Raw genomic sequence first — 26,911 nt, forward strand, 5'->3', positions numbered from 1 at the left:
GGCTCCACGCTGGGGGAACGGTCACCGTGTCGACATGACGGCGCAGCGGGGGACAGGTGACCCCTCCGCCCGCCGACCTGCGACAACGGTTCGGTGACGGCCCCGTCATCGGCCCGTCGGAGCGGCCGTGCCGGGGGCGGCGGATCCGTAACTTCCTGCCTGACCGCGGCAGCCTTCCCCCCGCCGCGGCCGAGCTGCGTGAGGTGGCGTGGTGTTGATGTGGCCGACGGTGGCCGTGCTGGGCTTCCTGCTGCTGACCGGCGTGGTGGTGGCGCTGGGGGCGGCGTCGACCGCCCGCTACGAGTTCGAGCGCAATCGCGTGCCGCGGAAGCAGGCGCAGCCGGCGGAGGCGGCCAGCCGCAGCGCGCACCCGGCCGGCACCCGCGCGGCGCGGCCGGCCGGCGCGGAGGGCGCCGTCGCGGTCGCCCCGGCGCCGGTGAGCGCGCCGGTCGCGCCCGCCGCCGCGTCGCGCACCGGCTGGTGGCTGGTCGACGAGAACGACTCCGACGTCGTCGCCGGGCCGTTCCCCGACCGCATGGACGCCGACTGGGCCGCGTTGGCGAGCGGGCTGGCCGCCGGCGCCGTGCACGGCACCCTGCGCGAGGACGGCCGGCTCGCCCGCAAGCCCTCCCCGGAGGAGCGCGCCTGGCTGGCGGAGCTGGGCGACCACCTCGACGGCCTGCCCGAGGACTGGGACGAGCTGCTCACCGACACCGACCCGCTGACCACGCTGGTGGTGGAGGTCGCCGCCGCGCTGGTCGAGGCCGGCGTGCCGCTGCACGACTGCGCGCAGCGCGGCGAGCGGCCCACCGCGGCCGGCGGCGCCTGCCTGGTGCCCGACCTGGACCTGCGCGGGGTGCTGGTCAGCTGGCGCCCGCACGACCGGATGAGCATCGACCGCAGCCGCGGCGCCGCCGCCGACGACGCCGTCCAGCGGATCATGAACGGCGCGCTCGCCGGTCTGCTGCTGCAGCTCGGGTTCGTGGTCGAGCCCTTCGGCGACAGCGGCTGCTCGATGGTCCTGGCCCTGCGGTGAGACGACCGCTTCCGGCGCCGAGAGCGGAACCGCTTTCGGCGCCGAAAGCAGGGAAGGGAGCTACGAGCCGAGGATCTTGGCCTTCTGGGCCGCGAACTCCTCCTCGGTGAGGATGCCGGCGTCGCGCAGCTCGCCCAGCTTGCGCAGCTGCTCGACCATGTCCACCTGCGGCGGCGCGGTCGGGGCGGCCGGGGCCGGCGGCGGCGCCACCGGGGGGACGCCGTAGGGCATGCCGGGCGTCTGCATGTGCACGTACGACGACTGCCGCTCGACGGTCTTCTTGTGCCGTGCCTCGCTGATCAGCGGGGTGAGCAGCTCGACCACCGAGTACGGGCTCTCGATGTTGTCGAGCACGACCTGGCCGCTCGTGGTGCCGTGCTCGGGGACGCCGGTGAGGTTGAGGGTGTCCTGGTGGACGCCGTACGCCGGGTCGTCGAGCCCCAGGACGACGTCGCCGATGTCCTTGCCGCGCTGCCAGACCGCCTGCCGCACGTCCATGTCGCGGACGGCCCACATCGGCACGCTCTCCGTGCGGGTGCCGAGCAGGCCGCTCTCGATCCAGATGCGGTCCTTGGTGATCCGGTAGCGGGCCTTGGAGACGCCCGCCGCCCCGGTCGCGCCGCCCTTGCTCTCGCCGAACCACAGCGTGTTGGGGTCGTTGGCCCACTGCTCGGTGCGCTTGGCCGACTGCTCGGCCAGCTTCTGCTTGCCCTGCTCGGCCATCGCCTTGCCCTGGTCAGCGGCCTGCTTGAGCCGGTCCTTCCAGCTCACCTTGCCGCCGGCGGCCGGCGCCGGGGCGGCGGACGGGTCGGGGTAGGCGGTCGCGCCGTAGGCCGGGGGCGCCGGCGGGGGCGGGGGCGCCGCGGGACCGGGCGGCGGGAACTCCGCGGTCAGCGGGTCCTGGCCCGTCGTCCCCTGGTCGGAGACGTGCTCCGTCCAGGCCGTGCCGTTCCAGTACCGGAGCTCGTGCGCCCCGCTGGGGTCCGGCTGCCAGCTCGCGTCCACCCTCACCACACCTTTCCGCCGCGGGCGACCCTCGCCCGCCGACGGCACAGGATGACCAGCGACGCCCCGACCCGCCAGGGGTTCAGCCGCGCCTGCGCATCCAGCCGAGCGCCGCGGTCCCGAGGAACAGCAGCAGGCCCACGACGGCCAGCCAGAACAGCCCCTTCACGACGGCGCCGACGACGACGAGCACCACCCACACGACCAGCAGCAGCGCGAGGAACCCGAGCACGACGGTGACCCTAGGCGTTCACGGCGGTGCGCGGCGCCGGGACCGCCCCGGCCGCGGCGACGGCGGCCATCGCGCAATAGCGGGCCGCGGGCGTCATGCCCATGAAGTGCAGGGCGTGCGGCCGCGGGACGCGCGGGCGCTCGGCGTAGGAGGCCGCCGCGCTGTTGAAGCAGTCGTCCCCGGCCCGCTCCCCGGTCCACGGCTGGTTCCAGCCGGTCGGCAGCCAGCTGGTGCCGGTGAGGAAGGCGTTCCCCGGTCCGGGGCGTGCCCAGCGGTAGCGCTCGTCGCCGCGGTCCCAGCCCAGGGCGGCCAGGACGGCGCCCTGGTCGGCTCACGGGCCGGGCTGCACCCCGGCGGCCTCGACCGCGTCGAGGAAGGCGAACGCCTCCGGGCACGAGCGCAGCAGCCACGCGCCGGTGTTCGGGTTGACCCGGTGCTCGGCCGGCACCTGCTCCAGCGCCAGGGCCTGGAACGCGTCGGGGTGCAGGTGCACCGAGACGTCCTCGTCGTCGCGGACCAGCAGGACGTCGGCGTCGAGCCAGAGCGCCAGGGGGAACTCCTGCAGCGCCGCCCGCATGCTCGGGCCGGCGGCGGTGACCAGGGCTCCTCGGGGCACGGCGCGCTCCTCAGCTGCTGCCGGGCAGGGAGACGACGGCGTCGTCGTCCAGGACGTCCGCGGCGGAGCCCACGATCTTGCGGTCGGGCGTGCCGACCGCCGCGGGGTCCTTGCCGGTGTACTCGAAGCGCTCGAGCACGTGCCGGATGGCCTCGAGCCGGGCGCGCTTCTTGTCGTTGCTCTTGATCACCGTCCACGGGGCGTGCTCGGTGTCGGTGTGCAGGAACATCGCCTCCTTGGCCTCGGTGTAGGCGTCCCACTTGTCCAGCGAGGCCAGGTCGGTGGGGGAGAGCTTCCACTGCCGCACCGGGTCGATCTGCCGCACGATGAACCGGCTGCGCTGCTCGCCCCGGGTGACCGAGAACCAGAACTTGACCAGCGAGACGCCGCTCTCGACGAGCATCCGCTCGAAGTCGGGGGCCTGGCGCATGAACACCCGGTACTGCTCCTCGGTGGCGTACCCCATGACCCGCTCGACGCCGGCACGGTTGTACCAGGACCGGTCGAACAGCACGATCTCCCCGGCGGCGGGCAGGTGCTGCACGTAGCGCTGGAAGTACCACTGGGTCTGCTCGCGCTCGCTGGGCTTGTCCAGCGCCACCACCCGCGCCCCGCGCGGGTTGAGGTGCTCGGTGAAGCGCTTGATCGTGCCGCCCTTGCCGGCGGCGTCGCGGCCCTCGAAGACGATGACCATCCGCTGGCCGGTGTCCTTGACCCAGTACTGCAGCTTGAGCAGCTCGATCTGCAGCCGGCGCTTGGTGACCTCGTACTCCCGCCGCTCCATCCGCTCGGCGTAGGGGTAGCCCTCGCGCCAGGTCTCGATCCGCTGCCCGTCGGGGCCGTACAGCTCGCGGTCGTCGTCCCAGTCCTCGTCGGAGTTCTCGTCCGGGAGGTCGTTGAGCCGGTACTGCCGCAGGTCGATCAGCTCGAACGGCTCGCCCTGGACAGGGCGGAAGCGGGGCGGTGAGGTCACCTGGTCATCGTCCGGCAGCTGCTCCTCTTCCGGCAGCGTCACCTCACCCGACGGCGCGGCGGCGCCGGAGCACCCCAGGACGGCGAGGTGAACGCGGCGGGGCCGCCGGGAGAACGTCCGGCACGCGCGCCGGGCGCGGGTGAGCCGCCACCACGGGCGGGCGCGTCTCGGTCACCGCGGCGACGGCGTACTCGGCGAGCGCGGCCAGGGTCCGCCGGTCGGCCGCCGCGGGCGCCAGCGCCGGCAGCAGGTGCACCTCGAGCACCAGCCCGCGGGTGGCCACGACCCGCCGGATGCTGCGCCACAGCGGGTCGTCGGCGAGGTAGCCGGCGACGGCGGTCGGGTCGCCGCCGGGCTCGGTGCGGTAGCGGATCGCCACCGGGCACACCGCCGCGCCGCTGTCGACCGCGGCCTGGAACAGCGCCGGCCGGAACCGGCCCAGCTGCACGCCGCAGCCCGTCGTCCCCTCCGGGTGGACGAGCACGGTCGCCCCGGCGCGCAGCCGGTCGGCGACCTCGCGCACGGAGCCGGGCAGCGAGCGGAGCCGACCGCGGTCGAGGAAGACGCCGCCGGAGCGGGCCAGCACCCGGCCGACCACCGGCCAGCCGGCGACCTCCGACTTGGACACCGGCGCACCGGGGACGACGGTCTGCAGGGCCAGGTCGTCGAGCCAGCCGACGTGGTTGCTGACGACCAGCCGCCCCGTGCCCGGGCGCGGCCAGGCGACGGCGGGGGAGTGCACCTCGACCCGCACGCCGAGCGCGGTCAGCACCCCGGCCGCGGCGCACACCAGCGCCCGGCGGGTCGGTCGAAGACCGGTGCGGCCGGCGCCGGCCAGCACCGCGCCGGCCAGCCGCCGCGTCCGCCGGCGCCGGGTGGCCGCGTCGACCTGCGGCACGGGGTCGTCGGCGCAGGCGGCCCGGCAGTCGTTGACCGGCAGCCAGGCGCTCATGCGGCCGCCTCGGTCAGCCGGCGCAGCACCCGTGGCGCGACGTCGGTGACGGACAGCAGCGTGTAGAAGTCGGCGGTGCCGAACAGCGGGTCGTGCGCCGGCTGGCCGCACACCCGCGCGCCGAGCGACAGGTGCGGCACCACCCGCAGCGCGGCCGGCGCCAGGTGCCGGGTGCGGACGACGCCCCAGACCGCCGCCGCCGTAGTCCCGCCGTCGGCCAGCCGCACCGAGGTGGAGCCGGCCAGGTGGGTGAGGCCGCGCTCGAGGACGTAGCGGGCGATCCCCGCCCAGAGCTGGTCGATCACGGCGCCGGTGCGGTGCGCCGGGCCGACGCAGCTGCGGCCGGCCTCGGCGGTGGTCGGGCGCAGCGCGGCGTGGCGGGAGAGGTCGGTGCGGTAACGGGTTCCGGTGCGAGCCGGGAGGACCGTGGTCACGGCCGCCAGGGTCGTGACGCGAGGTGTCCGCACGGTGACGGGCGACCGTAACCGTCGCGTCCGGTGGCCGAACAGCCCCGCATACCCGCGCCACGCCGTCCAAACACTCTCCGTAGATAGTTCGTGACGGATGGTTCCCCTCAGGTTGTGGAACCGGCAGTATCCGTTCCTCTGGCTAACCATCCCGGAGGGGGAACAGATGCGGGTACGGATCCTGACGGTGCTCGTCGCCGTCGCCGGTCTGCTGGCGGTCACGCAGAACGCCCAGGCCATCGTCAACGGGGTGCCGGACGAGGGGGAGCACCCCTACGTCGGGCAGTTGCTGTTCTACGACCCGACCGCGGTCGACCCGCGGTTCGATCAGCCGGGCGGCTGGTTCAACTGCACCGGCACGCTGGTCGACGAGAACACCGTGGTGACCGCCGGGCACTGCACCTACGGCATCGGTGAGGACGGCGAGATCAACCTCGACGGCTCGGGCGGCACCGACGTCTGGATCAGCTTCGCGGAGGCGCCCGACTACTCCATCCTGCCGAGCAGCGCCGGCTTCGCGCCCGACCGCAACCAGGAGCGCTACGAGGCCTTCGCCGCGGCCCTGGACGCCTCGCCCCAGTGGATCGAGGCGACCGCCTACCCGCACCCCGAGTACGACGACGCGGCCTTCTACGTGCACGACCTCGGTGTCCTGCAGCTGGACAACGCTGAGGTCGCGCTTCCCGCGTACCCGCGGGTCGCCGGTCCCGGGGAGCTGGACCGTCTCCACACGGGGAACCGGCAGCAGACGTACGAGGCCGTGGGCTACGGGCTGGAGGGCTCCGGCCCCAAGAGCTCGTTCGGTGGTGACACCCGGCGCAAGGCCGACCTGCGGCTGGTGAACCTCAACGGCGTGGGAGGCAACGGCGGCGGCACGTCGGCGAAGTTCTCGAGCAACCGGAACACCGGCGGCACCTGCTTCGGCGACTCCGGTGGGCCGTACCTCTCGGCGGACCTCGCCATCGTGGCGGTCGTCTCCTACGGGACGAACTCCAACTGCGCCGGCACCAGCGGCGGCTACCGGATCGACCAGGCGGACGACCTCGGGTTCCTGGCGGAGCAGGGCGTTCCCGGCATCACTCCCTGATCCCCCACCACAGCCGGCGGGCGGCGGCCGCGAGCGTCCTCGCGGTCAGCCGCCCGTCGGCGAGGCCGAGGTCGACGACGTCGTCGAACACCCGCTGGTCCTCCGCGGCGGCCCGGAAGGCGGCGTCCATCAGCCGCGGCCAGCGCGACAGCTGCGAGGCGGCCGTCGAGGAGCGGAAGTGGCCGCCCAGCCGCCGGCGCACCGCCACGCGCAGCCGGCGACCGGCGTCCGCGCCGTGGACGGCGGCCTGCCCGGCCAGCGCCCCCGAGAGGACGGCGTAGAAGATCCCCTCGCCGGTCAGCGGGTTCACCAGCCCCGCCGCGTCGCCGGCGAGCAGCACGCGGCCGTCGGGCTGGCGCGAGCGCCCGGTGGACAGCGGCAGCCGGTGGGCCCGCAGCGGCCCCGGCTCGACGCCGGGCAGCAGCCGGTGCAGCCCCTCGACCAGCGCCGCGCGGGTGGCGCCGCCGGCGACCAGCTCGCCGTAGCCGACGTTGGCCCGCCCGTCCCCGAGCGGGAACGACCACGCGTAGGCCGGCCAGCGCTGCTCCGTCGTCACCAGCGCGAGCGCACCGTCGTCCGTCGCCGGCGCGTACCCGCGGATGGCCACGGCGAGGTGCGCCGGCGCGTGCGTCGGGATGCCCAACGACCGGCGGACGACGGACTCCGCGCCGTCCGCTGCGATCAGCACCCCCGCCTCGATCCGCCCGTCCAGCACGACGCCGTCCACCCGGCGCACCTGGTGCCGGCGGAACTCCGCCCCGGCGGCGACGGCGGCGGCCAGCAGTCGCGTGTCGAGCACCTCGCGGGGGACGACGTGCGCCGGCCGGGCGGTGGCCCGCTCGACGACCGCGCCGCCGGGGGAGCGCAGCGCCAGCCGCGGCACCGGCGGGAAGCCGGCGGCCAGCGCGCGGACGTCGACTCCGAGGGAGGCCAGCACGTCGAACGCCTCGGGCGCGACGGCGTCGCCGCACACCTTGTCGCGGGGGAAGTCGGCGCGGTCGAGCAGGAGGACCGTGGCGCCCGCGCGGACGGCGGCGAGCGCGGCCGCCGTCCCCGCCGGGCCGGCGCCCACGACGACGACGTCCCAGCGCTCCACGGGGAGCGACGCTAGATCCCTTCCGCTCTCCGCGCCGAGAGCGGTACCGCTTGCGGCGGGGAGAGCGGTCTCAGGCGGCGGGTGGGGGCTGCGACGTCCACTTGCGGGCGGGGTGCTCGTACCCGTCGACGAACGCGAGCAGCTCGTCGGCCGAGCCGACGACGCCGAGCGCGTCGAGCCGGCGGTCGTCGAGGTAGCCGTCGTCGACCATGCGGCGCAGCTGGGCGAGCAGCGGCTGCCAGAAGCCGTCGACGTCGAGCAGGGCGGTCGGCTTGGCGTGCAGGCCGAGCATGCCCCAGGTCCAGGCCTCGAACAGCTCCTCGAGCGTGCCGGCGGCGCCGGGCAGCGCGACGAAGACGTCGGCGAGCTCGGCCATCCGCGCCTTGCGCTCGTGCATCGAGGCGACCACCTCGAGCTGCGGCAGGCCGGGGTGGGCCAGCTCGTCGTCGACCAGGTGCTGCGGGATGACACCGACCACCTCGCCGCCGGCCGCCAGCGCGGCGTCGGCGACGACCCCCATCAGGCCGACATGCCCTCCGCCGTAGACCACGCCGACGCCGGCGCGGGCCAGGTCGGCGGCGAAGGCCGCGGCGGCGGCGCGGTGGGACTCCGGTCCGGACTGCGAACCGGTGAAGACGGCGACGCGCACGCCCGGCTCAGCCCCCGTAGGCCCGGGTCACCCACTCGGCGATGCAGACCGGCTTGTCGCCGCCCTCGCGCTCGACGGTGACGGCGAAGGTGTTCTGCAGGCCGCCGGCGACCTCCTCGCACTCCTTGAGCACGACCCGCGCGCGGACCTTGGAGCCGACCGGCACCGGCGCCGGGAAGCGCACCTTGTTCAGGCCGTAGTTCACGCCCATCTTCGCGTCGGTGATCTTGTAGGTGCCCGATGCCAGGGGCACCAGCAGCGAGAGGGTCATGAAGCCGTGCGCGATGGGGCCGCCGAAGGGGCTCTCCTCCTTCGCGCGCTCGACGTCGACGTGGATCCACTGGTGGTCACCGGTGGCGTCGGCGAACTGGTTCACCGCCTCCTGCGTCACCTCGTACCAGTCGCTCGTCCCCAGCTCCTGGCCCACGAGGCCGGGCAGCTCCGCCATGGTCGTCGTCGTGGTCATGTGCCCGATCCTGCCAGCCGCCTCGCGAGTCCTCCCGGCGGGCGACCATCTCCTCCTGCCGGTCCTGGTGCTCTGCCCGCGATGGTGGGCAGAGCACTAGAACCGCGGGAACACCTGGTGGGCCGGAGCGGGTTCACTGGCGACGTGTTCACCTCCACCGACGGCTGGACGACCTGCGCGCGCGGGCACCGGCACTGGGGCCGCGCCGGCGCCGCCGGGCTGTTCCTGCACCGGGAGGGGGCCGACGGCCGGGAGATCCTGCTCCAGCACCGGGCCACCTGGTCGCACCACGGCGACACGTGGGGGACTCCGGGCGGCGCGCTGCACGCCGGGGAGAGCGCGCACGCCGGGGCGCTGCGCGAGGCCCGCGAGGAGCTGGGCCTGCTCCCGGACGACGTCGTGCTCGGGCCGTCCTCGGTCGACGACCACGGCGGCTGGGCCTACACCACCGTGCTCGCCCGGCCGGCCCGGTCGCTGGAGCCTGCCGATCTCCGGCTGGACGGCGAGAGCAACGGCGTCGCGTGGATCGCGCTGAGCCGGCTGGCCGAGGTGCCGCTGCACCCGGGCCTGGCCGCGTCGCTCCCGCGCCTGGAGGGCCTGCTGCGCGCCGGTTCGTGAGCTGACGAGGGCTCGGCGTTTGTCACCCCCAGCGACGGGGGAAGAGCGGGCCGTTCTCCCGCGCCACCCGACCGAAGGAGCCCGGTCCGTGTCCCGCCCTCGTCACCGCGCTCCGGGCCGAGGCAGGGCCCGTGCCTTCCTCCTGATCTCCTTCACCTGCGGCTTCCTCCTGGTCGCCGCGCCCCTCGCGCTGCTGTTCTCCGGCACCCCCGTCCCCGGGCTCGACGGGATCGGCGGCGGTCCCGGCCCCGAGGAGGACGGCGGGGCGCGGGGCGGCGGGAGCACCGGTGGGGGCACCGGCGGCACGTCGGGACCGGGCGAGGTGCCCGGCATGGTCACCGAGTCGTCGAGCTCGCCGGTGCCGGGGGGCTCGGCCGGCGGGAGCGGGGGCGGCGACGGCCTCGTGGCCGGCGGCGGGACGGGGGCGGGCAGCGGCGGCACCACGGGGACCGCCGGTGGCGGGACCTCCGGCACCGTGGCGGGCGGCCAGGCGGCCGGCTCCGAGGGGACGACGACGGGTGGCGCGACCGGCGGTTCGACGGGCGGCTCGACCGGTGGCTCCACCGGCGGCGGTTCGACGGGTGGCTCGACCGGCGGCTCCACGGACGGTGGTTCGACCGGCGGGGGCACCGGTGGTGGCTCGACCGGTGGCGGCGCCGGCGGCTCGACCGGCGGCGGGACCGGTGGGGGCGGTACCGGCGGTGGCGGGACCGGTGGTGGCGGGACCGGTGGCGGTTCGGGCGGCGACGGCGGCTGCCTCTGCGACACGGTCGGCGACGTGGTGGACGACGTCGGCGGTGTGGTGGGCGGCGTCGGTGGCGCCGTCGGCGGCGTGACCGAGGACGCCGGGGATGCCGTGGGCGGCGTGCTCGGCGGCGCCGGTGGCCCGGTGGGCGCGCTGAGCACCCCGGTCCAGGAGACGACGGGCTCGCTCGGCGGCACCGTCACCGACACGACCGGCGCGCTCGGGGGCGCCGTGGGCGGTCTCGTCCCCTGAGGAGCCCCGCCGCACCCCGCACTAGGTTCGGGGCATGACCGCCCGCGACGACGTCTCCGAGATCTTCGACAGCTCCGCGTGGCGGCCCGTCGACGGCTTCGACTTCGCCGACCTCACCTACCACCGGGCGGTCGACGCCGGCGTCGTCCGGATCGCCTTCGACCGGCCCGACGTCCGCAACGCCTTCCGGCCGCAGACGGTCGACGAGCTGATCACCGCGCTCGACCACGCGCGGCTCTCCACCGACGTCGGGTGCGTGATCCTCACGGGCAACGGGCCCAGCACCCGGGACGGCGGCTGGGCCTTCTGCTCGGGCGGCGACCAGCGGGTGCGCGGCAGGTACGGCTACGAGCACTCGGCCGGGTCCAGCGGCCGGCTGCACGTGCTCGAGGCCCAGCGGCTGATCCGGTTCATGCCGAAGGTGGTCATCTGCGTCGTCCCGGGCTGGGCGGCCGGCGGCGGGCACAGCCTGCACGTGGTCAGCGACCTGACGCTGGCCAGCGCCGAGCACGCGCGGTTCAAGCAGACCGACGCCGACGTCGGCAGCTTCGACGGCGGCTTCGGCTCGGCCTACCTCGCCCGGCAGGTGGGGCAGAAGTTCGCCCGCGAGATCTTCTTCCTCGGTGACGAGTACACCGCCGAGGACGCGCACCGCATGGGGATGGTCAACCGGGTCGTGCCGCACGCCGAGCTCGAGCGCACCGCCCTGGACTGGGGCCGGCGGATCGTCGCCAAGAGCCCCACCGCCCAGCGGATGCTCAAGTACTCCTTCAACCTGATCGACGACGGGCTGGTCGGGCAGCAGCTCTTCGCCGGCGAGACGACCCGGTTGGCCTACATGGCCGAGGAGGCGGTGGAGGGCCGCGACGCGTTCCTGGAGAAGCGCGACCCCGACTTCAGCCGGTTCCCCTGGCACGTGTGAGGGAGCTTTTTCGGGCTAAGTCCCCGACGACGAGGAGGTCTGCTGTGATCGTCGAAGTGGTGGGCGGCACCGAGGAGCGGCCCCAGGTGAAGGTGGTCGACGTCGACGACCTCGCCACGCTGCACCTGGCGCTGGGCGCGGTCACCGACGAGGAGGCCGACGCGGCCCTGCGCGAGGCCGGTCTCGGCCGGCTGGAGGGTGGTGACGTCGGTCACATCGACGTCGGTGCGCTGCGGGTCGCGGCCGAGTCGCAGAGCGGGGGCGGCGACTTCTCCGAGCGCTGGGACGGGATGCTCGCCACCGCCCGCGACAAGGGCTGGCTCAGCGCCGACGGGGACAGCCTCCAGGTGCACGTCGAGAGCGCAGCGAGCGGCTGAACGCCCCCGGACGCCCCGGTTCCGGTTCTGCACGGATGGGCGACCCGGGCAGTCGGACGTTGTGGTCACTACACCCTGAGGGCCAGGATGGCCAGGTGCGTATTGGACGCTGTCACGGAAACAGACCGTGAGCGGCACCCCGGGACGTCCCCTGAGCGCGGAGCTGTCCGAGCAACTGGTGGCGGTGGCCGTCGACATCCTGGCCGAGGAGGGCTGGGGACGGCTCAACAGTGACCGCATCGCGGCCCGCGCTCGTGCGGGGAAGGCGGGCATCTACCGCCGGTGGCCGACCATGGCCGCCCTCGCCCGGCACGCCGTCGGTCGCTTCACCCTGGTCGACCTCCCCGAGGACGCCGGATCGGTCCGCGGCGACCTCGCCGCCCTGGTCACCCGCTGGTCGTCGCCGCTGAGCCGGGAGGAGCGCGCCGCCGCCAGCCTGGTCGGCGCCGCCCGGCACGACGAGGACCTGCGCGCCGGGCTGGACGCCGCGCTGGTGCGCCCGCTGGCCGCCGCGGTCGACGAGCTCGGCGCCCGGGCTTCGGCCCGCGGCGAGCCGATCGACGACCGGCGGCTGGCCCTGCTCGGGTCGGTGCTCGAGGCATTCTGGTGGCAGCGCTACACCGCGGCGGGCGACGGTGCGATGACCCGCGACGACGTCGACCGCATCATCGACGACGTCCTGCTGCCGATCGCGACGCCGTCGGCCGAGACCGCGACCGTCTGACCCGGTTCAGCCGGCGCGGCGCACGTCGCCCGGCCAGCCGGTGACCGTCGCGGGCGCGGCGGCGACCGCGTGCACCGGGGCCGGCCCCTGCTCGAGCTGCCCGAGGAGGCGCTCGGTCAGCGCCTCGATCTCGGCGGCCGACTGCGCGGCGGCGGTCGCATCGCCCAGGGCCGGGCGCTGGCTGAGCAGCAGCACGCGGGCCACGGACAGCCAGGTCGCAGCGGTGATCGCCGCGGCCGTGGCCGGGTCGCCGGGCACCGGGACGGCGTCGGCCCCCGGGTCCGCCGACCACGCCTCGGCCAGCGCCGCGGTGAGCCGGCGCTCGGCGTCGTGCACGAGCTGCAGCTCGCGGGTGCGCAGCGCGGGGGAGGCCTCGATCGTCGCGACGTAGCCGCGGCGCTCGTCGGTGCCGTGGGCGCCGGCCAGCGCCGCCACCATCTGCACCAGGTACTCGCGCAGGGCGCGCAGCGGCGGCACGCCGGCGGCGCGGTCGCGGACCGCGGCGGCGGCGCCCTCGACCCACGGCGTCCGCTCGTCGAAGAACAGGTCTTCCTTGGTCGCGAAGTGGTTGAAGACCGTCTGGACGGCGACGTCGGCCTCGGCGGCGATGTCGGCGATGGTCACGGCCTCGAACCCGCGCGCCGCGAACAGCCGGTGCGCGGCGGTGCGGATCTCGGCGCGGGTCCGTGCCTTCTTGCGTGCACGACGGTCCTGGAGCTCACCCACGGTGCAGAGCTTAGCGACGCAAAGTATCGGTCGCCGGTTCCCGAGGGGAACTGGCGCGTCTCAGTTCTCCGTGCGCGGCGCGGCCCAGTCCTCCGCCACGGCGCGCGCCCACGCCTCGACCAGCACGGACAGGTCGACGACGTCGAGATCGGCCGCGACGTCGGCGACCGTCGTCCGCCACACCACCGGTGCGCTGTCGGGGAGGTCACCCGCGGCGAACCGCTCGGCCAGCCGCGCGGCGGCCGGCCGCTGCCCCGGCCCGGCGTGCTGGGCGGCGTAGGCGTCGTCGCCGAGCTCCAGCGCCGCCGCGGCCGCCGGGTCGGCGGCGTCCTCGCGCAGCCCATCCAGAGTCTCGGCGAACAGTCGCGCGCAGGCCGCGGCCGGGCCCTCGCCGGCGAGCGGCGCCAGGACCGATCCGCAACCGGGGCAGACGACTACCGGCGGGGATGCAGCGGTCACCCGGCCGATCGTGCCTCATCCCGGCCCGGTCAGGATGGCGGGGTGAGGACGACTGCCGCGGTGCTGCGGGCGCCGGAGACCGAGTACGAGCTGGTGGAGCTGGAGGTCGCCGACCCCGGCCCGGGCGAGGTGCTGGTCGAGATGGCCTTCGCCGGGCTCTGCCACTCCGACGAGCACCTGCGGCACAGCAACCCCGGCGGGCGGTACCCGATCGTCGGCGGGCACGAGGGCTCCGGCGTCGTCCTGGCCGTGGGCCACGGCGTGACCGGCGTGCAGCCGGGCGACCACGTCGTCACCAGCTTCCTGCCCGCCTGCGGGCACTGCCGGTACTGCGCGGCCGGACGGTCCAACCTCTGCGACAAGGGCGCGACGATCGCGACCGGGCAGCTGCCCAGCGGCCGGTGGCCGTTCACCCTCGACGGCGAGCCGCTCGGCGGCTTCTGCATGGTCGGTGCCTTCGCCCGGCACACGCTGCTGAGCGAGTTCTCCTGCGTGCGCCTCGACCCGCACGTGCCGCTGGACACCGCGGCGCTGCTCGCGTGCAGCGTGCCCACCGGCTGGGGGTCGGCGGTGTACTCCGGCGGGGTGCGGCCGGGCGACACCGTCGTCGTGATGGGGCTCGGCGGGGTGGGCGCCAACGCCGTCCAGGGCGCCCGGCACGCGGGTGCGGCGCGGATCGTCGGTGTCGACCCGGTGGCGATGAAGCGCGAGCTCGCCGCCTCGCTGGGCGCCACGCACACCACGGCCGACGCCGGCGAGGCCGCCCGGCTCGCCCGCGAGCTGTCCCGCGGCACCGGCGCCGACGTCGTCGTCGTGACCGTCGGCAAGATGGGCCCCGAGGCGATGGCCGCGGCGACCGCCTGCCTGGGCAAGGGCGGCACGCTGGTGCTCACCGCGCTCGGCGACCGCCCGCACGACGGCGACGTCCAGCTGCGCGGCCAGGTGACCACGGTGTTCGAGCACCGGGTGCAGGGGTCGCTGTTCGGCTCGTGCAACCCGTTCCGCGACATCCCGATGCTGCAGCGGCTGCACGAGGAGGGCCGGCTCGAGCTCGACCGGCTGATCACCGCCCGCTACCCGCTGGAGGAGCTGAACGAGGGCTACCGGGCGCAGGCGGCGGGGGAGACCGTCCGCGGCCTGCTCGTCCACGCGTGACGGGTGCCTTTTCGGGCTACAGCCCCCCGGTGACCCAGGCCATCGCCGTCCTCGATGTCGACGGCACCCTCGTCGACACCAACTACCAGCACGCGCTCGCCTGGTACCGGGCGTTCCGCTCGCTGGGCGAGACCTTCCCGATCTGGCGCATCCACCGGCTGATCGGCATGGGCGGTGACCAGCTGGTCGCGGCGATCGGCGGTGACGAGGTGGAGGAGCGGATCGGCGACGAGGCCCGCGAGCGCTGGGTCCAGCAGGCCGACCCGCTCATGGAGGAGATCGCCGTCCTGCCCGGCGCCCGGGACCTGCTCGTGGCGCTGCGGGAGCGCGGCCACCGGGTCGTGCTGGCCAGCTCGGGCAAGCCCCACCACGTCGAGCGCTACCTCGACCTGCTCGACGCCCGAGACCTCGCCGAGGACTGGACCACCAGCGAGGACGTCGAGGAGACCAAGCCGGCGCCGGACCTGCTGCGGACCGCGCTGCGCAAGCTCGGCGAGCCCGAGGACGCCGACAGCGTGCTGGTCGGCGACTCGGTGTGGGACGTCGAGGCCGCGAAGAACGCCGGGATGCCGGCGCTGGTCGTGCGATCCGGCGGGTTCGGCGACGAGGAGCTGCGGGAGGCCGGCGCGGTGGCGATCTTCGACACGCCCGCCGACCTGGTGGCCGCTCTCGACGACACCCCCCTCGCGTAACGGTGCTCGATCGCGACGAAGCACCCGTGCTTCGTCGCGGCAAAGCACGGAGGTCGCCGCACCGGACCGCATACTGACGCGCGGCCGCGAGGGCGGCGTCGGCATCGCGGGGGTGGCGTGGAGATCGGGACCGGCTCGACCGTCGGCGGCTACCGCATCGAGCGCACCCTCGGGCAGGGCGGCATGGGGGCGGTGTACCTCGCGCGGCACCCGACGCTGCCGCGCCAGGTGGCGCTCAAGGTGCTCCACCCGGCGTTCGGCTCGCACCCCGAGTTCCGCGAGCGGTTCGAGCGGGAGGCCGACCTGCTCTGCGCCCTGGAGCACCCCAACGTCGTCGACGTCCTCGACCGGGGCCAGGACGGCGATCTGCTCTACATCGTCATGCGCTACGTGGCCGGCCCCGACCTGCACACCGCGCTGCACCAGCGCGGTCCCTTGCCGCCGGCCCAGGCGGTCGAGGTCGTCGCGGCGGTGGGCCGGGCGCTGGACCACGCGCACGCCCGCGGCCTGCTGCACCGCGACGTCAAGCCCGCCAACATCCTGCTCAAGCCGCTCGGCGACGGCACCGAGGAGGCGGTGCTCACCGACTTCGGCATCGCGAAGGACGTCACCGCGGTGGCGCCGCTGACCCGCGACGGGCAGGTGCCGGCCACGGTGGCCTACGCCTCGCCCGAGCAGATCAACGGCTGGCCGGCCGACGGGCGGGCCGACGTCTACTCGCTCGGCACGGTGCTGTTCGAGCTGCTCACCGGCCGCCGGGCCTTCCCGGTCGAGGACATGACGCCGCTGCTGGCGTCGGTGCTCGTGGGCCCGGTGCCCGATGTGCGCCAGGTACGCCCCGACCTGCCGCCGGCCCTCGCCGAGGTCGTCGCGCGGGCGCTCGCCAAGGACCCCGGTGAGCGGTTCGCCACCTGCGCCGAGCTGGTCGCGGCCGCGCGCGCCGCCCTGGTGCCCCGGTCGGCGGCGTCGCCGACCACCGTGGGCGCCGCCGGGACGCCCCCGCCGCCCCCACCGCTCCCGACGCCGGTCACCCGCGCGCAGACCGTTCCCGCGCCGGCGCCCGCGCCGCGCCGGAACCGCTGGCCGGTCGCCGTGGCGCTGCTGGCGCTGGTCGCGGTGGCCGCGATCGTCGTGGGCGTCGTCCTCGCGACCGGGGACGGCGGGGACGGCGGCGGCGACCCCGGGACGACCGCGCAGGGGCCCACGTCGTCGACCGGCGGCACCGAGCCCGCCGTCGACGGGTTCGCCGTCGGCGACTGCCTGGACGCCGCCCGGCAGGCGACCACCTGCGACGGTGAGCACGCCGCCGAGGTCTACAGCACGACCGGCTGCACCGCCGACGCCCTGCTGGCCTACCTCGGCGGCGAGCCCGGCCGTGACGTCCTGCGCACCAACCTGCAGACGGCGCAGGTGGGCGCGGCGTGCACCGTCGGCCTCCCCGGCGCCACGCTGGACGGCCCGAACCAGGGCGTCCTCGACGACCGGGACGGCGACGTCTGGCGGCGCTGCCTGGACGGCGCCACCGAACTGCCGTGCTCGGAGCGGCACACCGCCGAGGTGGTCTTCGAGCAGGCGCAGAGCACCGACCCGTTCAACTGCACCAGCCGCGCCGACGACTACCTCGGCGCACCGTTCTCCCGGCACGACGACGTGCTGCGGGTCCGGGAGGCGGGCACCACCTGCCTGATCGAGGTGCGCGGGGCCGACGAGCTCACCGCGTCGCTGCGGGACCTCCGGTCGAACGCGCTGCCGCTGGACTAGTTCAAGGTCGCGTCGGTGATCACACCGATCACCGAGCCGCCGCAGTCCTCGGCGGCGTCGTCCAGGTACAGCCGGATCACCAGGGCGTTGACGCCCTCGACGTCGACGGTGAAGTCCTGGACCTCGTTGAACGGCACGCTGCGGATGTCGATCTGCTCGTTGTTGCCGACGACCTCGACGGCCAGCTCCTGGTCGGAGTTGCGGCTGTCGTTCGCCTGCGCGGCCGAGAACGTCAGCTCGCTGAAGTTGTTGGCCAGCCGCAGCTCGAGCTGCTGCACGTAGCCGTCGCCGCCGCAGGACTGCACGGTGGCGCCGATGCCCTGGACGTCGTTCTGGTCGGCCACGTCGTAGCGCCGCTCCTCGAAGTCGGTGACCGCGAAGAAGTCGGCGAGGGTCAGCCGGCGGCCCTCGTCCTCCTCGTCGAGCACGCCGTCGTCGCTGGCGGACGTCGAGCTCGCCGACGTCGTCGCCTCCTCGCTCTCCGAGGTCTCGGCCGCGCTCGAGCTGGTCGTGGACGCGCTGGTGGTCTCCTCGGCGTCCGAGCTGCTCTCGGCGAAGCTGGTGCACCCCGCCGTCCCCAGCAGCAGCCCTGCAGCCAGCAGCGACGTCCCCCACGCACGAACCGTCCGACCCACGTCTGCCGCCCCCGTCCCTCCGCGGGCCCCAGCGGCCCCGCGCGAGAGTAGAGACCGTCGTCCTCGTGGACCGGAGGTCGACGCGCGGACGTCACCCCGATTCGTGACGTCAGCCGATCTCCACCCAGCCGGCGGCGTACTCGGGGACGGTGACCATCGGCGGCCGCTCGTCGACGGCGACGGCGGAGCTGCGCGGCACGAACCGCTCGCCGTCGTGGCGGAACTGGGTGAGCAGGCCGCCGGCCGGCTCGATCCCGGCGCGGGCCAGCACCGTGGACACGATCTGCCCGGCCATGCCGCCGAGCGCCTCCTGGCTCTGCGAGGTGTGCCGGCGGACGCCGAGGTCGACCTGGGCCAGCGCCCAGAGCCCGTGGCGTGCCAGCAGGTCGACCAGCAGGCCCACCTCGACGCCGTAGCCCGACACGAACGGCACCTGCTCCAGGGCCGAGCGGCGGCCGGCGTACTCGCCGCCGAGCGGCTGCACGAACCCGGCCAGCTCCGGCCACAGCGCGTTGAGCAGCGGCCGCGCCGTCAGCTCGGTCACCCGGCCGCCGCCGGCCGGCTGCTCGAGCCCGGCGATCTCCAGCGGCCGGGTGTAGCAACCCTTGACGTAGACGACCGACGGGTCGGTGAGCAGCGGCGCGAGCAGGCCCGGCACGTAGTGCCGCACGTCGCCCTTCAGGTCGGCGTCGAGGAAGACGACGAGGTCCCCGCTGGTCGCGGCCAGCGCCTTCCACAGCGCCTCGCCCTTGCCCGGCCGGGTGCCGTGGGCGGGCAGGACGTCGGCGGTGGCGACGACGTCGGCGCCGGCGGCGCGGGCGACCGCGGCGGTGGCGTCGGTGGAGTCGGAGTCGACGACGAGCAGCTCGTCGACCAGCGGCGTGCGGCGGACCCAGAGGTCGCGCAGCCCGGCGACCAGGCCGCCCACCGTCGCGGCCTCGTTGCGGGCCGGCAGGACGACGCTGACGCGCGAGCCGCTGCGCCTCTTGGCCCGCAGCAGCGCGGCGGGATCGATCTCGTCGAGGGAGGCGGCGGACGACGTGCGGTGCTCGAACCAGGCGCGGGCATCGGGTCGCATCGGCCCACTCTCGGGGACCGCGCGGTTCTGCCGCCAGGCGGCGCGACGCTGTTCACGCGAACGTCACCGCCGCGCAGTCTCAGCGGCGCCAGCGCCAGCCCAGCTCGTCCTCGGTCGGCGGGTCGGCGGGCAGGGGCGTGCGGTTGCCGCCGGCCAGCCCGGTCAGCAGCACGGCCAGGTACCGGCGGCGCAGCGCCGCGGTGCGGGCGGGGTCGGGGAAGCGCACCGCCGCGCAGGCCTCCAGGACCATGGCGAGGTCGGTGGCGGCGGCGTCCGGCCGCAGCTCCCCGGAGGCGTGGGCCCGCGCCACCATGCGCCGGTTGAGCTCCTCGGCGCGGCGGGCGTCGTCGACCATCTCCGCCGTCGGCGTGAAGGACCCGGCGAGCTGCACGGTCAGCGAGTGCACGTCGGCCTCGACCACCCGCGCGAGGAAGCCGGCCAGGGCGTGCTGCTCGTCCGGGTCGGCCAGCGCTGCCTCGGCCTCGGCGAGGTAGCGGCGCAGCCCGTCGTGGCACAGCTGCCGCAGCAAGTCCTCCTTGCCGGCGTACCGGCGGTAGAGCGCGCTGATGCCCACGCCGGCGCGCTCCGCCACGGCGGCGATCGGGGCCTTGGGATCGGCGAGGAACACCTCGCGGGCCGCGGCCAGGATCGACCGGTCGTTGCGCGCCGCCTCGCCCCGCCGCCCGGGCAGGGCCGGGGGCGCGTCCGTGCTCATGGGGTCCACGCTAGCACTGGACCGGAATAGAGCATTCCGCTACAGTTCGGAACGAAGCATTCCGCTCCATCTTCTGGAGGACGTCATGCCCGAGTCGACCATCCGCCCCTACGCCACGACGGTCCCGCGGGCGGCCCTCGACGACCTCGCCGACCGGCTGCGGCGGGCGCAGTGGCCCGACGAGATCCCCGGCTCGGGTGACGCGTACGGCGTGCCCGTCGAGCGCGTCCGCCGGCTCGCGCAGCACTGGCTCGACCGGTTCGACTGGCGGGCGCTCGAGGCGCGGCTGGCCGGCCTGGGGCACTTCGTCACCACGATCGACGGGCAGGACGTCGCCTTCCTGCACGTCCGCTCCTCGCGCCCCGACGCCCTGCCGCTGGTGCTCACGCACGGCTGGCCGGGGTCGGTGGTGGAGTACCTGGACGTCGTCGCGCCCCTCACCGAGCCCGACGACCCGGCCCAGCCGGCGTTCCACCTGGTGGTCCCGTCGCTGCCGGGCTTCGGCTTCTCGGGGCCCACCGTCGAGGCCGGGTGGGACCGGTACCGCACCGCCCGGGCGTGGGCCGAGCTCATGCGGCGGCTCGGCTACGACCGCTACGGCGCCGTCGGCAACGACGTCGGGTCGAACGTCTCGCCCGCGCTCGGCCGGGTGGACGCCGCGCACGTGGTCGGGGTGCACGTGACCCAGCTGTTCGCCTTCCCCTCCGGCGACCCGGCGGAGTTCGCCGCCCTGAGCGAGGAGGACCAGGCGGCGCTGGCCCACCTGCAGTGGTTCGCGGAGAACAAGCTGGCGTTCAACGCCCTGCAGAGCCAGCAGCCCCAGACGCTCGCCTTCGCGCTGGCGGACTCGCCGGTGGGGCTGCTCGGCTGGTACGCCCAGCTGCTCGGCGACACCCTCGACGACGAGTTCGTCGTCGCCAACACCGCCGTCCACTGGTTCACGCGGACGGCGGCGTCGGCCATGCGGATCTACTGGGAGGACGCGCACGCGAGCGAGCACCCGGAGGGTCCGACGACGACGCCGACCGCGGTGGCGATGTTCGCCGGCGACTTCCGGTCGATCCGCGCCTTCGCCGAGCGCGACCACCACGGGATCGTCCGCTGGAACTCCTACGACGTCCCCGGCCACTTCGCCGCGCACGAGTCGACCGACGTGCTCGTCGGCGACGTCCGGGAGTTCTTCGCCGGCCTCCGCTGACCTCAGACCCGGGCGGCCTCGCGCAGACCGGCGGGGCTGTCCGGGCCCACGACGGCGCCCTCGCCGGTCGGCTCGGGGTGGCCGAGGTCGGTGAGCCAGCCGCGCAGCACCCGGTGCAGCTGCTCGGCGCCGACGATCTCGCCGGGCGGGGCGAACGTGCGCGGGTGCAGCAGGAACCCGGTCTGCTGCGGTCCGCCGAGGCCGCCGTGCGAGCCGACGTGCGGCTCGAACGGGGACGCCTCGTCGGTCTCGGGGTCGTACCGGCTGTTGACGAGCACGTCGGGGCAGTGCGGGAAGGACGACGTCCGCGCGACCAGCTCGGCCGCGTACGGGCCGTAGGCCGCCAGCGGGTCCTCGCCGATCACCTCGCCGGTGGCGATCCGGTGCACGCCCTCCCGGCCGAGCACCACCGGGCCGTGCTCCTCGGACTGCACCAGCAGGAACCCGACGCCGTCGTGGTCGACCAGGCCGGGCAGCAGCTCGGGCCAGTGCCGCTCGATCTCCTCCAGCGGCACCCGGCCCGGGATGTCGGGGAAGGACACCATCGCCACGTGCCCGGAGACGACGCAGACCACCCCGGGCGCCACGCGGGGCACCTTCTCCTCGCCCGACGCCGCGTGCTCGCCGTGCCCGTCGCCGTCCAGGCCGGCGACGCGCTCGCGCAGCCGCCGGGCGACCGGCCCGCCCGCCCCGGCCAGGGCGGACACCGCCTGCCAGCCCTCGATCGTACGGCGGCTCGTGGTGGGCCCGGGCATCGCCTTCTGGTCCACCCGGCCGCCGCCGCACAGCCGGCCGACGTGCTGCTCGATCGTCTCGCCGAACCGGTCGGCGAACGCCTCGCCCTGGGTCAGGCCGTGGTCGGACAGGCACACCAGGTGGTAGTCGCGCGGGGCCAGCTGGGTGGCCCGGTGCAGCCGGCCGATCTGCTGGTCGATGCTGCGCAGCACCTCGAGGGCGTCGAAGCGCTCGACGCCGGTGTGGTGGCCCACCTCGTCGTAGCCGAGGAAGTCGACGAACGCGACCGGCCGGCCGGCCAGCATGTCCTCGATCAGCGCCGAGACGACGATGTCGCGGGTGATCACCGTCGTCGCCGGGCGGGCCAGCGGGTAGATGCCGCCGCGGGACACCCGGGGGCGGACGTCGTCGCGCCGCTCCCGCGCCGCCGCCCGCAGCTCGCGCCCCACCTCGACCAGCGAGACCGCCAGGGTGCGGACGGCGTTCACCGGGTTGGCGAAGTACGCGTAGTACCCGGCGCCGTACCGGTCGCGGCGGCGCTCGCGGCGCGACGACCGCGGCACGACGTGCGACAGCGAGCTCATGGTCAGCGAGACGTGGTCGGCGTCGCCGGTGAACAGCGTGCCGTGCGCGGCACCGCCGCCGGCGAGCAGGCCGCGGCCGTCGGAGTGCCGGCGCTCGACCTCCGCGGCGTCGACCGGGTGCGAGGCGGCGACGACGTGGTCGCGGTCCTTCTCGTACCAGCGGAAGCCCAGGATGTCGTGGTTGGAGCCGTGCAGGATCGCGCAGACGCTGGCCACCGTCTGCGAGCTCCAGTCGGTGTGCCACGACTGCAGCACGTGGCTGCCCGACCGCAGCCACGACGCCAGGTTCGGCATCAGCCCGTCGCGGACGGCGCGGCGCACCGTCTCGTAACCCAGCCCGTCGATCTGCAGCACGAGGACGCCCGGCGGGGCCGGCTCGGCGCCGGCCGCCCGCGCGGCGCGGCGGCGGGCGCGGCGGAAGAAGAGCTCGTCCTCGTCGATGGCCAGCGCGCTGCTGATGACGCCGGCGACGGCGGCCATGGCCAGCGTCAGCCACACCGCCGTGGACAGCCGCGCGATGACGACGCCGGGGATGGCGAAGGAGAGCGCCAGCACCCCGGCGCCCAGCAGCAGGAAGCCGCCCAGGCCGAGGGTGAAGAAGGCGACCGGCAGCGCGACCCGCAGCACCAGCGGCCAGACGACGGCGGTGAGCACGCCGAGGACCAGCGCGAGCACCGGCGGCTGCCACCACGACGGCATCGAGAAGTTGCTCATGCCGGCGTCCAGCGCGATCAGGGCGCCGGTGGCGGCGGCCCAGACGAGCAGGACGCGGGCGAGCGTGCGGCCGGTCTGCAGCAGCCGGCCGGGAGAGGCGGGGCGGCTCACGGTGCCGGCGCCTCGTCGGGGCAGGGTTGCTCGGCCGCCGCCCGCTGCGCCTCCTCGCGGCGGTGCCGCCGGCGGCCGGCCAGCAGGTTGAGCAGGCCGCTGACCAGCAGGATGAGCAGGGCGGCGATCAGCGTGGCGATGAGCGGGTTGTCGAACAGCCCGCCGGAGACCACGCCGAGCAGCGCGTACGCCACGGCCCACAGGAACGCGGCGAGCAGCGCCGCGGGCAGCAGCCGGCGCCACGGGTAGGCCAGCGCGCCGGCGGCGAGGAGCACCGGGATGCGGCCCGCGGGCAGCAGCCGGCCGACGATGATGATCTGCCAGCCGTGGGCGCGGAACTGGCCGCGCACCTCCTCGATCCGCTCGGGGTGCTGGCCGCGGGCGACCCAGCGCACGGCCGCCGGCCCGCCGGAGCGGCAGAGGGCGAAGGTGACCAGGTCGCCGGCGAGCGCGCCCAGCGTGGCCAGCAGCAGCACCAGCGGCAGCGAGAGGTGGCCGCTGCTGGTGGCCACCGCCGCGGCCGCGCCGACGACCGCGCCGGTGGGCACGACCGGCACGATCGAGCCCAGCAGGACGCCGCCGAACAGCACGGGATAGCCCAGGGAGGAGGCGTCGGTCCAGCTCGACGCGAGCGCGCTCATGCCGCCGCCAGCCCGAGCGGGGCGCGCCGCCCCGGTTCCACGTGGAGCACCGTGGTGGCCAGCTCGCGCAGTGCCACCTGGGCGGCGAAGGTGCGCGGCGGCTCGACCAGCACGCGGCGCATGCGGCGGCGCAGCCGGGGCAGCAGGTGGCTGCCGCCGAAGGCGAGGGTGCCCCAGTGCACGGGGACCGCGATCCGCGGCCGCAGCCGGGCGACCGCCTCGGCGGCGCGGTGCGGGTCGAGGTGGCCGTGGCCGAGGTTGGGCCCCCAGCCCCACACCGGCAGCAGCGCGACGTCGATGCCCAGGTCTCCGAGGAAGCTCATGGAGTCGAACAGGTCGGTGTCGCCGCTGGCGTAGACCGTCGTCCTGTCGCCGCTGATCAGGTGCCCCATGGCGCGGGTCTGCGGACCGTGCTCGAGCCGCGGCCCCCAGCGGTGGCCGCTGTGCCGGGCGTGCACGCCGGTGACCTTCAGGTCGCCGTCCCGGAGCGTCTCGCCGGGGGCGAGCTCCTCGACGTGCGCGAAGCCCTTGCTCCGCAGCCAGGCGCCGGCGCCGCGGGGGACGACGATGCGCACGTCGCCGAGCAGCCGCAGCGACGGCAGGTGCAGGTGGTCGCCGTGCAGGTGGGACAGCAGCACGAGGTCGACGCCGGCCCAGGCCGACTCGTCGGGCAGCGGCACGACGCGGCGCAGCGGGCCGATGCTGGGCGTGAGCAGCGGGTCGGTGAGCACGGTGCGCCCGGCCAGCTCGACGCGGACGGTCGAGTGGCCGAGGAAGTGCAGCCCCGGGTCGCTCACCCGGCCAGTATCCAGCGGCGCACCGACAGGCCGGATCAGGTTTTCCCCCCATCGCGACCCTGATCCCCCCTCCGCTTTCGGTGCGGAAAGCGGTACCGCTTTCCGCACCGAAAGCGGGAGTCCAGGTCACCGGACGGCGGCGGGGGTGGTCAGCCGGGCGGCGACCTCGGCCGCGGTGAGGTCGGCGGGCGCGATCCGCCCGGTCACGAGGTCGGCGCCGGCGGCGAGGACGGCGTCGCGCAGCTCCGGCGTGTCGACGCCGTCGGCCACCGTCTGCAGCCCGAACGCCTCCGCGGTGCGGACGATCGCGGCGAAGACCTGCAGCGCCCGCTCCCGGTCGTCGCGGCCGGCGAGCTGGGCGACGTCCACCCGGACCGCGTCCAGGCCCACGCGGGCGAGCAGCGCGAACAGGCTGTGCCCCATGCCGTAGTCGGCGATGCAGAGCCGCACGCCCAGGCCCCGCACCGTCTCCAGCCCGGGCAGCAGGTCGGCCTGCCCGGTCAGCAGGGTCTCCTCGGTGACCATCAGCACCAGCCGCGAGCCGGCCAGGCCGGAGACCCGCAGCGCCTCGGTCACCGCGACGACGAGGCCGGGGCCGGACACCTGGCCGGTGGGCAGGGAGAGCACCAGGTCGACGCCCTCGAGCGCGGCGACGGCGGCGCAGGCCCGGTTGAGCCCCTCGAGCTGCATGAGCGTGACCAGCCCCTCGCGCTCGGCGGCCGCCCACAGGTCCTGGCTCGGCACCCGGCCGTGCGCGGGGTGCACCCAGACCGGCCCGGCGTGCACCTGGGCGATCCGCCCGTCGGCGGTCGTGCTGCTGGCGAACCGCAGCTCGATCTCGTCGGCCTCGATCGCCGCGGCCAGGTCGAGGGTGCCGCGGTGGGCGTCCCGGCCGGCCACCCGCACGCAGCCCTTGCCGGCCTGCTTGGCCGCGCGCAGCGCCTCGTCGGCGGTGCGGAACGCGACCTGCCCGCCGGCGGAGCCGAGCTCGGCCACGCCGACGCTGGCGCCGACGGCGAACGAGCGCTCGCCGGTGCGGTGCGGCAGGGAGAGCGCGTCGACGACCCGCTGGGCGACCTCGGTCGCCTCCTCGAGCGTGCCCTCGACGACGACGGCGAACTCGTCGCCGCCGAGCCGCGCCACCAGGTCGCCCCCGCGGACGGCGGTGTGCAGCCGCCGCGCGGTCTCGACCAGCAGCTGGTCGCCGGCCTCGTGCCCGGCCAGGTCGTTGACCGCCTTGAACCCGTCGAGGTCGAGCACCAGCAGGGCGCGCGGGCCGTCGGCGGGCTCGGCCATCTCCTGGAACAGCTGCGCCCGGTTGGGCAGCCCCGTGAGGTGGTCGGTGAACGCCATCCGCTCGAGCTCGCGCTCGCGGGCGCGCCGGCTGGTGACGTCGCGCAGGTACAGCACCCGCCGGCCCGGCGTCGGCTCGAGCTCGGCGTGGTCGACCTCCAGCTCCCGGCGCCGGTCGCGGGAGACGCTGACGTGCAGGCCGCGCGTGGTGGTGTCGGTCAGGGCGTCCGCGGCTGTCGCCGGGTCGTCGAACAGCGCGGGCAGCAGGTGCGGCTCGGCGTCGTCCGGGCCGATCCCGAGCAGCGTGCGGGCCAGGGGTGAGGCGAACAGCAGCCGCAGGTCGGAGTCGACGATGACCACGCCGTCGGAGGTGGCCTCGACGAGCTCGGCGAGCCGCTCCTCGCTGCGCAGGAGGTCCTCGCTGAGGCGCGTCTCCTCGCGCACGCGCAGGACCAGCCGGCAGACGAGCAGGGTGAACACGACCGCGAGCCCGAGCTGCGCCTCCCCGCGCAGCGGCTCGCCCTCGGCGACCCCGACGACCAGGGACACCGGCAGGCTGCCGATCGCGGTCAGCAGCAGCCCCAGCCCCACCGGGCTGACGCGGGCGGCGGACTCCCGTGCGCTGGCCTCGCCGTAGCGGTCGGGGGCCCGGTGCGCGGCCAGGGCCGTGGCCAGCAGGGCGGAGGCGACGGCGAGGTCGGCGAGCGCGGTCCAGGCCGGCGCGGGGGAGACGATCGCCGCGGCCTCGAGCAGGGCGGCGGCCGCCTGCAAGGCGACGGTGAACGCCATCGCGGTGACCGAGCCGCGCAGCGCGGCGGTGGAGACGGTGCACAGCGCCGAACCGACGCCGATCATCACCGCGGCGTAGCCGCCGTAGGCGAGCACGAGCGAGCCGACCTCGTCGGGAGCGCCGCCGGCGGCCGCCGGCTCGCGCAGCATCTCGGTCACGGCGAACAGCGCGGCGGTGGCCATCGCGCCGTCGACGGCGAGCGTCGTCCAGCGGGTGCGGCTGACCCGGCGGACGAGCATCGCGCTGGTCACCAGGGGCGCGGTCGCGCCGAGGAACACCAGGACGTCGTCGACGCCGAACCCGTCGAACTCCGGTCCGGGGAAGGAGCCGGCCAGGAACTGGGCGACCGAGAAGCAGGCGCACGCCACCCCGATGAGCTGCCAGGGCCGGGCCGCCGCGCCGGCCATCGTGCGGGTGCGGCGGAGGACCGACCAGGCCGAGACGCCGGCGACGGTGCCGAGCACGAGCTCGTCCCACTGCATGCCGGTGCCGTCGGGGGCGCTGAACGGCACCGCGACGGCGAGGCCCAGCAGGGCGAACGGCAGCAGCCACCGCAGGACGCGCGGGATCTCCCCGCGGACGCCCACCACGGACCTGCCGGTGCTCACCT

General features: G+C 75.5%; 29 protein-coding genes. 11 read left to right on the forward strand and 18 right to left on the reverse strand.

The annotated features are described in order from the left end of the window. The first annotated feature begins 217 nt into the window (after window positions 1-217). Window positions 218-1,036 carry a hypothetical protein gene (locus ACI8AF_RS00515; protein ID WP_456538033.1) on the forward strand — a complete coding sequence of 273 codons (819 nt, stop codon included), beginning with the start codon at window positions 218-220 and terminating at the stop codon, window positions 1,034-1,036. Between the two features lie 60 nt (window positions 1,037-1,096). Here ACI8AF_RS00515 and ACI8AF_RS00520 read toward each other — a convergent pair whose 3' ends face one another. The 6 genes from ACI8AF_RS00520 to ACI8AF_RS00545 all read right to left on the reverse strand — a co-directional run bounded on the left by ACI8AF_RS00520 (window position 1,097) and on the right by ACI8AF_RS00545 (window position 5,248). Then, window positions 1,097-2,041, reverse strand: a complete 945-nt coding sequence (locus tag ACI8AF_RS00520) for a PH domain-containing protein (protein WP_456537695.1) — start codon at window positions 2,039-2,041, stop codon at window positions 1,097-1,099. 82 nt (window positions 2,042-2,123) lie between these two features. Continuing rightward, complete coding sequence (locus tag ACI8AF_RS00525) at window positions 2,124-2,273, reverse strand: hypothetical protein (RefSeq protein WP_456537696.1); 150 nt, start codon at window positions 2,271-2,273, stop codon at window positions 2,124-2,126. Window positions 2,274-2,604: 331 nt separating this feature from the next. Next, on the reverse strand, window positions 2,605-2,889 hold the full coding sequence (locus ACI8AF_RS00530) for a hypothetical protein (protein WP_456537697.1): 285 nt from the start codon (window positions 2,887-2,889) through the stop codon (window positions 2,605-2,607). 10 nt (window positions 2,890-2,899) lie between these two features. Then, entirely contained in the window at window positions 2,900-3,862 is a 963-nt protein-coding gene (ppk2, locus tag ACI8AF_RS00535) for a polyphosphate kinase 2 (protein ID WP_456537698.1), read from the reverse strand. Window positions 3,863-3,905: 43 nt separating this feature from the next. Further along, window positions 3,906-4,814, reverse strand: a complete 909-nt coding sequence (locus tag ACI8AF_RS00540; protein WP_456537699.1) for a lysophospholipid acyltransferase family protein — start codon at window positions 4,812-4,814, stop codon at window positions 3,906-3,908. Beyond that, entirely contained in the window at window positions 4,811-5,248 is a 438-nt protein-coding gene (locus ACI8AF_RS00545) for a GNAT family N-acyltransferase (RefSeq protein ID WP_456537700.1), read from the reverse strand. Before ACI8AF_RS00545 ends, ACI8AF_RS00540 begins: the two co-directional genes overlap by 4 nt. A 199-nt stretch (window positions 5,249-5,447) precedes the next feature. On the opposite strand from ACI8AF_RS00545, the gene ACI8AF_RS00550 reads away from it, so the two are divergent. Continuing rightward, window positions 5,448-6,368, forward strand: coding sequence for a trypsin-like serine protease (locus ACI8AF_RS00550; protein WP_456537701.1), 921 nt, complete (start codon window positions 5,448-5,450; stop codon window positions 6,366-6,368). On the opposite strand, the gene ACI8AF_RS00555 is transcribed toward ACI8AF_RS00550, so the two are convergent. The 3 genes from ACI8AF_RS00555 to ACI8AF_RS00565 all read right to left on the reverse strand — a co-directional run bounded on the left by ACI8AF_RS00555 (window position 6,358) and on the right by ACI8AF_RS00565 (window position 8,579). Then, the gene (locus tag ACI8AF_RS00555; RefSeq protein WP_456537702.1) at window positions 6,358-7,464 is read right to left on the reverse strand and encodes an NAD(P)/FAD-dependent oxidoreductase; all 1,107 of its coding nucleotides are present in this window, start codon (window positions 7,462-7,464) and stop codon (window positions 6,358-6,360) included. The two genes, ACI8AF_RS00550 and ACI8AF_RS00555, sit on opposite strands and share 11 nt — an antisense overlap. Window positions 7,465-7,534: 70 nt before the next feature. Then, complete coding sequence (locus tag ACI8AF_RS00560; protein ID WP_456537703.1) at window positions 7,535-8,113, reverse strand: LOG family protein; 579 nt, start codon at window positions 8,111-8,113, stop codon at window positions 7,535-7,537. 7 nt (window positions 8,114-8,120) lie between these two features. Next, window positions 8,121-8,579 (reverse strand): MaoC family dehydratase, encoded by a 459-nt coding sequence (locus ACI8AF_RS00565; protein ID WP_456537704.1) that lies wholly within the window; start codon window positions 8,577-8,579, stop codon window positions 8,121-8,123. A 144-nt stretch (window positions 8,580-8,723) separates the two neighbouring features. Here ACI8AF_RS00565 and ACI8AF_RS00570 point away from each other — a divergent pair, with 144 nt between their 5' ends. The 5 genes from ACI8AF_RS00570 to ACI8AF_RS00590 all read left to right on the forward strand — a co-directional run bounded on the left by ACI8AF_RS00570 (window position 8,724) and on the right by ACI8AF_RS00590 (window position 12,217). Beyond that, window positions 8,724-9,197 carry an NUDIX domain-containing protein gene (locus tag ACI8AF_RS00570; RefSeq protein WP_456537705.1) on the forward strand — a complete coding sequence of 158 codons (474 nt, stop codon included), beginning with the start codon at window positions 8,724-8,726 and terminating at the stop codon, window positions 9,195-9,197. A gap of 88 nt (window positions 9,198-9,285) precedes the next feature. After that, window positions 9,286-10,194: a hypothetical protein gene (locus ACI8AF_RS00575; protein WP_456537706.1), complete on the forward strand. Its 909-nt coding sequence runs from the start codon at window positions 9,286-9,288 to the stop codon at window positions 10,192-10,194. Between the two features lie 34 nt (window positions 10,195-10,228). Then, window positions 10,229-11,116: a 1,4-dihydroxy-2-naphthoyl-CoA synthase gene (locus ACI8AF_RS00580; RefSeq protein ID WP_456537707.1), complete on the forward strand. Its 888-nt coding sequence runs from the start codon at window positions 10,229-10,231 to the stop codon at window positions 11,114-11,116. Between the two features lie 44 nt (window positions 11,117-11,160). Next, complete coding sequence (locus ACI8AF_RS00585; RefSeq protein WP_456537708.1) at window positions 11,161-11,493, forward strand: hypothetical protein; 333 nt, start codon at window positions 11,161-11,163, stop codon at window positions 11,491-11,493. A gap of 127 nt (window positions 11,494-11,620) precedes the next feature. Beyond that, window positions 11,621-12,217, forward strand: coding sequence for a TetR-like C-terminal domain-containing protein (locus ACI8AF_RS00590; protein ID WP_456537709.1), 597 nt, complete (start codon window positions 11,621-11,623; stop codon window positions 12,215-12,217). Between the two features lie 6 nt (window positions 12,218-12,223). Here ACI8AF_RS00590 and ACI8AF_RS00595 read toward each other — a convergent pair whose 3' ends face one another. Continuing rightward, window positions 12,224-12,943 carry a TetR/AcrR family transcriptional regulator gene (locus ACI8AF_RS00595; RefSeq protein WP_456537710.1) on the reverse strand — a complete coding sequence of 240 codons (720 nt, stop codon included), beginning with the start codon at window positions 12,941-12,943 and terminating at the stop codon, window positions 12,224-12,226. Between the two features lie 60 nt (window positions 12,944-13,003). Then, complete coding sequence (locus tag ACI8AF_RS00600) at window positions 13,004-13,402, reverse strand: DUF5946 family protein (protein WP_456537711.1); 399 nt, start codon at window positions 13,400-13,402, stop codon at window positions 13,004-13,006. A 42-nt stretch (window positions 13,403-13,444) separates the two neighbouring features. Between ACI8AF_RS00600 and ACI8AF_RS00605 the strand changes: the two genes are divergently transcribed. The 3 genes from ACI8AF_RS00605 to ACI8AF_RS00615 all read left to right on the forward strand — a co-directional run bounded on the left by ACI8AF_RS00605 (window position 13,445) and on the right by ACI8AF_RS00615 (window position 17,010). After that, entirely contained in the window at window positions 13,445-14,557 is a 1,113-nt protein-coding gene (locus tag ACI8AF_RS00605; protein ID WP_456537712.1) for a Zn-dependent alcohol dehydrogenase, read from the forward strand. 29 nt (window positions 14,558-14,586) lie between these two features. Further along, window positions 14,587-15,249, forward strand: coding sequence for an HAD family hydrolase (locus ACI8AF_RS00610; protein ID WP_456537713.1), 663 nt, complete (start codon window positions 14,587-14,589; stop codon window positions 15,247-15,249). A 117-nt stretch (window positions 15,250-15,366) separates the two neighbouring features. After that, complete coding sequence (locus ACI8AF_RS00615; RefSeq protein WP_456537714.1) at window positions 15,367-17,010, forward strand: protein kinase domain-containing protein; 1,644 nt, start codon at window positions 15,367-15,369, stop codon at window positions 17,008-17,010. Here ACI8AF_RS00615 and ACI8AF_RS00620 read toward each other — a convergent pair. From ACI8AF_RS00620 to ACI8AF_RS00630, 3 genes are all read right to left on the reverse strand, one after another. Further along, entirely contained in the window at window positions 17,007-17,645 is a 639-nt protein-coding gene (locus tag ACI8AF_RS00620; RefSeq protein ID WP_456537715.1) for a hypothetical protein, read from the reverse strand. The genes ACI8AF_RS00615 and ACI8AF_RS00620 overlap by 4 nt on opposite strands. Before the next feature lie 109 nt (window positions 17,646-17,754). Beyond that, window positions 17,755-18,723, reverse strand: a complete 969-nt coding sequence (locus tag ACI8AF_RS00625) for a glucosyl-3-phosphoglycerate synthase (protein ID WP_456537716.1) — start codon at window positions 18,721-18,723, stop codon at window positions 17,755-17,757. Window positions 18,724-18,802: 79 nt separating this feature from the next. Continuing rightward, on the reverse strand, window positions 18,803-19,438 hold the full coding sequence (locus tag ACI8AF_RS00630) for a TetR/AcrR family transcriptional regulator (protein WP_456537717.1): 636 nt from the start codon (window positions 19,436-19,438) through the stop codon (window positions 18,803-18,805). Window positions 19,439-19,523: 85 nt separating this feature from the next. Here ACI8AF_RS00630 and ACI8AF_RS00635 point away from each other — a divergent pair, with 85 nt between their 5' ends. Beyond that, window positions 19,524-20,636, forward strand: coding sequence for an epoxide hydrolase family protein (locus ACI8AF_RS00635; RefSeq protein ID WP_456537718.1), 1,113 nt, complete (start codon window positions 19,524-19,526; stop codon window positions 20,634-20,636). Between the two features lie 2 nt (window positions 20,637-20,638). Here ACI8AF_RS00635 and ACI8AF_RS00640 read toward each other — a convergent pair whose 3' ends face one another. The 4 genes from ACI8AF_RS00640 to ACI8AF_RS00655 all read right to left on the reverse strand — a co-directional run bounded on the left by ACI8AF_RS00640 (window position 20,639) and on the right by ACI8AF_RS00655 (window position 26,909). After that, window positions 20,639-22,780, reverse strand: coding sequence for an alkaline phosphatase family protein (locus tag ACI8AF_RS00640; protein ID WP_456537719.1), 2,142 nt, complete (start codon window positions 22,778-22,780; stop codon window positions 20,639-20,641). Next, window positions 22,777-23,421: a DedA family protein gene (locus ACI8AF_RS00645; RefSeq protein WP_456537720.1), complete on the reverse strand. Its 645-nt coding sequence runs from the start codon at window positions 23,419-23,421 to the stop codon at window positions 22,777-22,779. Before ACI8AF_RS00645 ends, ACI8AF_RS00640 begins: the two co-directional genes overlap by 4 nt. Beyond that, window positions 23,418-24,218, reverse strand: a complete 801-nt coding sequence (locus ACI8AF_RS00650; protein WP_456537721.1) for an MBL fold metallo-hydrolase — start codon at window positions 24,216-24,218, stop codon at window positions 23,418-23,420. The genes ACI8AF_RS00645 and ACI8AF_RS00650 overlap by 4 nt, the downstream gene beginning before the upstream one ends. Window positions 24,219-24,344: 126 nt before the next feature. Next, a complete protein-coding gene (locus tag ACI8AF_RS00655) occupies window positions 24,345-26,909 on the reverse strand; it encodes a diguanylate cyclase domain-containing protein (protein ID WP_456537722.1) in 2,565 nt (854 codons plus the stop codon). Between the last annotated feature and the right edge of the window lie 2 nt (window positions 26,910-26,911).

This window comes from Blastococcus sp. SYSU D00669, assembly GCF_054050715.1.

Coding starts and splice junctions, on each gene's coding strand:
- ACI8AF_RS00515 (WP_456538033.1), top strand. CDS start 218: ATGTGGCCGACGGTGGCCGTGCTGGGCTTCCTGCTGCTGACCGGCGTG.
- ACI8AF_RS00540 (WP_456537699.1), bottom strand. CDS start 4,814: ATGAGCGCCTGGCTGCCGGTCAACGACTGCCGGGCCGCCTGCGCCGAC.
- ACI8AF_RS00550 (WP_456537701.1), top strand. CDS start 5,448: ATGCGGGTACGGATCCTGACGGTGCTCGTCGCCGTCGCCGGTCTGCTG.
- ACI8AF_RS00565 (WP_456537704.1), bottom strand. CDS start 8,579: ATGACCACGACGACGACCATGGCGGAGCTGCCCGGCCTCGTGGGCCAG.
- ACI8AF_RS00580 (WP_456537707.1), top strand. CDS start 10,229: ATGACCGCCCGCGACGACGTCTCCGAGATCTTCGACAGCTCCGCGTGG.
- ACI8AF_RS00625 (WP_456537716.1), bottom strand. CDS start 18,723: ATGCGACCCGATGCCCGCGCCTGGTTCGAGCACCGCACGTCGTCCGCC.
- ACI8AF_RS00630 (WP_456537717.1), bottom strand. CDS start 19,438: ATGAGCACGGACGCGCCCCCGGCCCTGCCCGGGCGGCGGGGCGAGGCG.
- ACI8AF_RS00635 (WP_456537718.1), top strand. CDS start 19,524: ATGCCCGAGTCGACCATCCGCCCCTACGCCACGACGGTCCCGCGGGCG.
- ACI8AF_RS00645 (WP_456537720.1), bottom strand. CDS start 23,421: ATGAGCGCGCTCGCGTCGAGCTGGACCGACGCCTCCTCCCTGGGCTAT.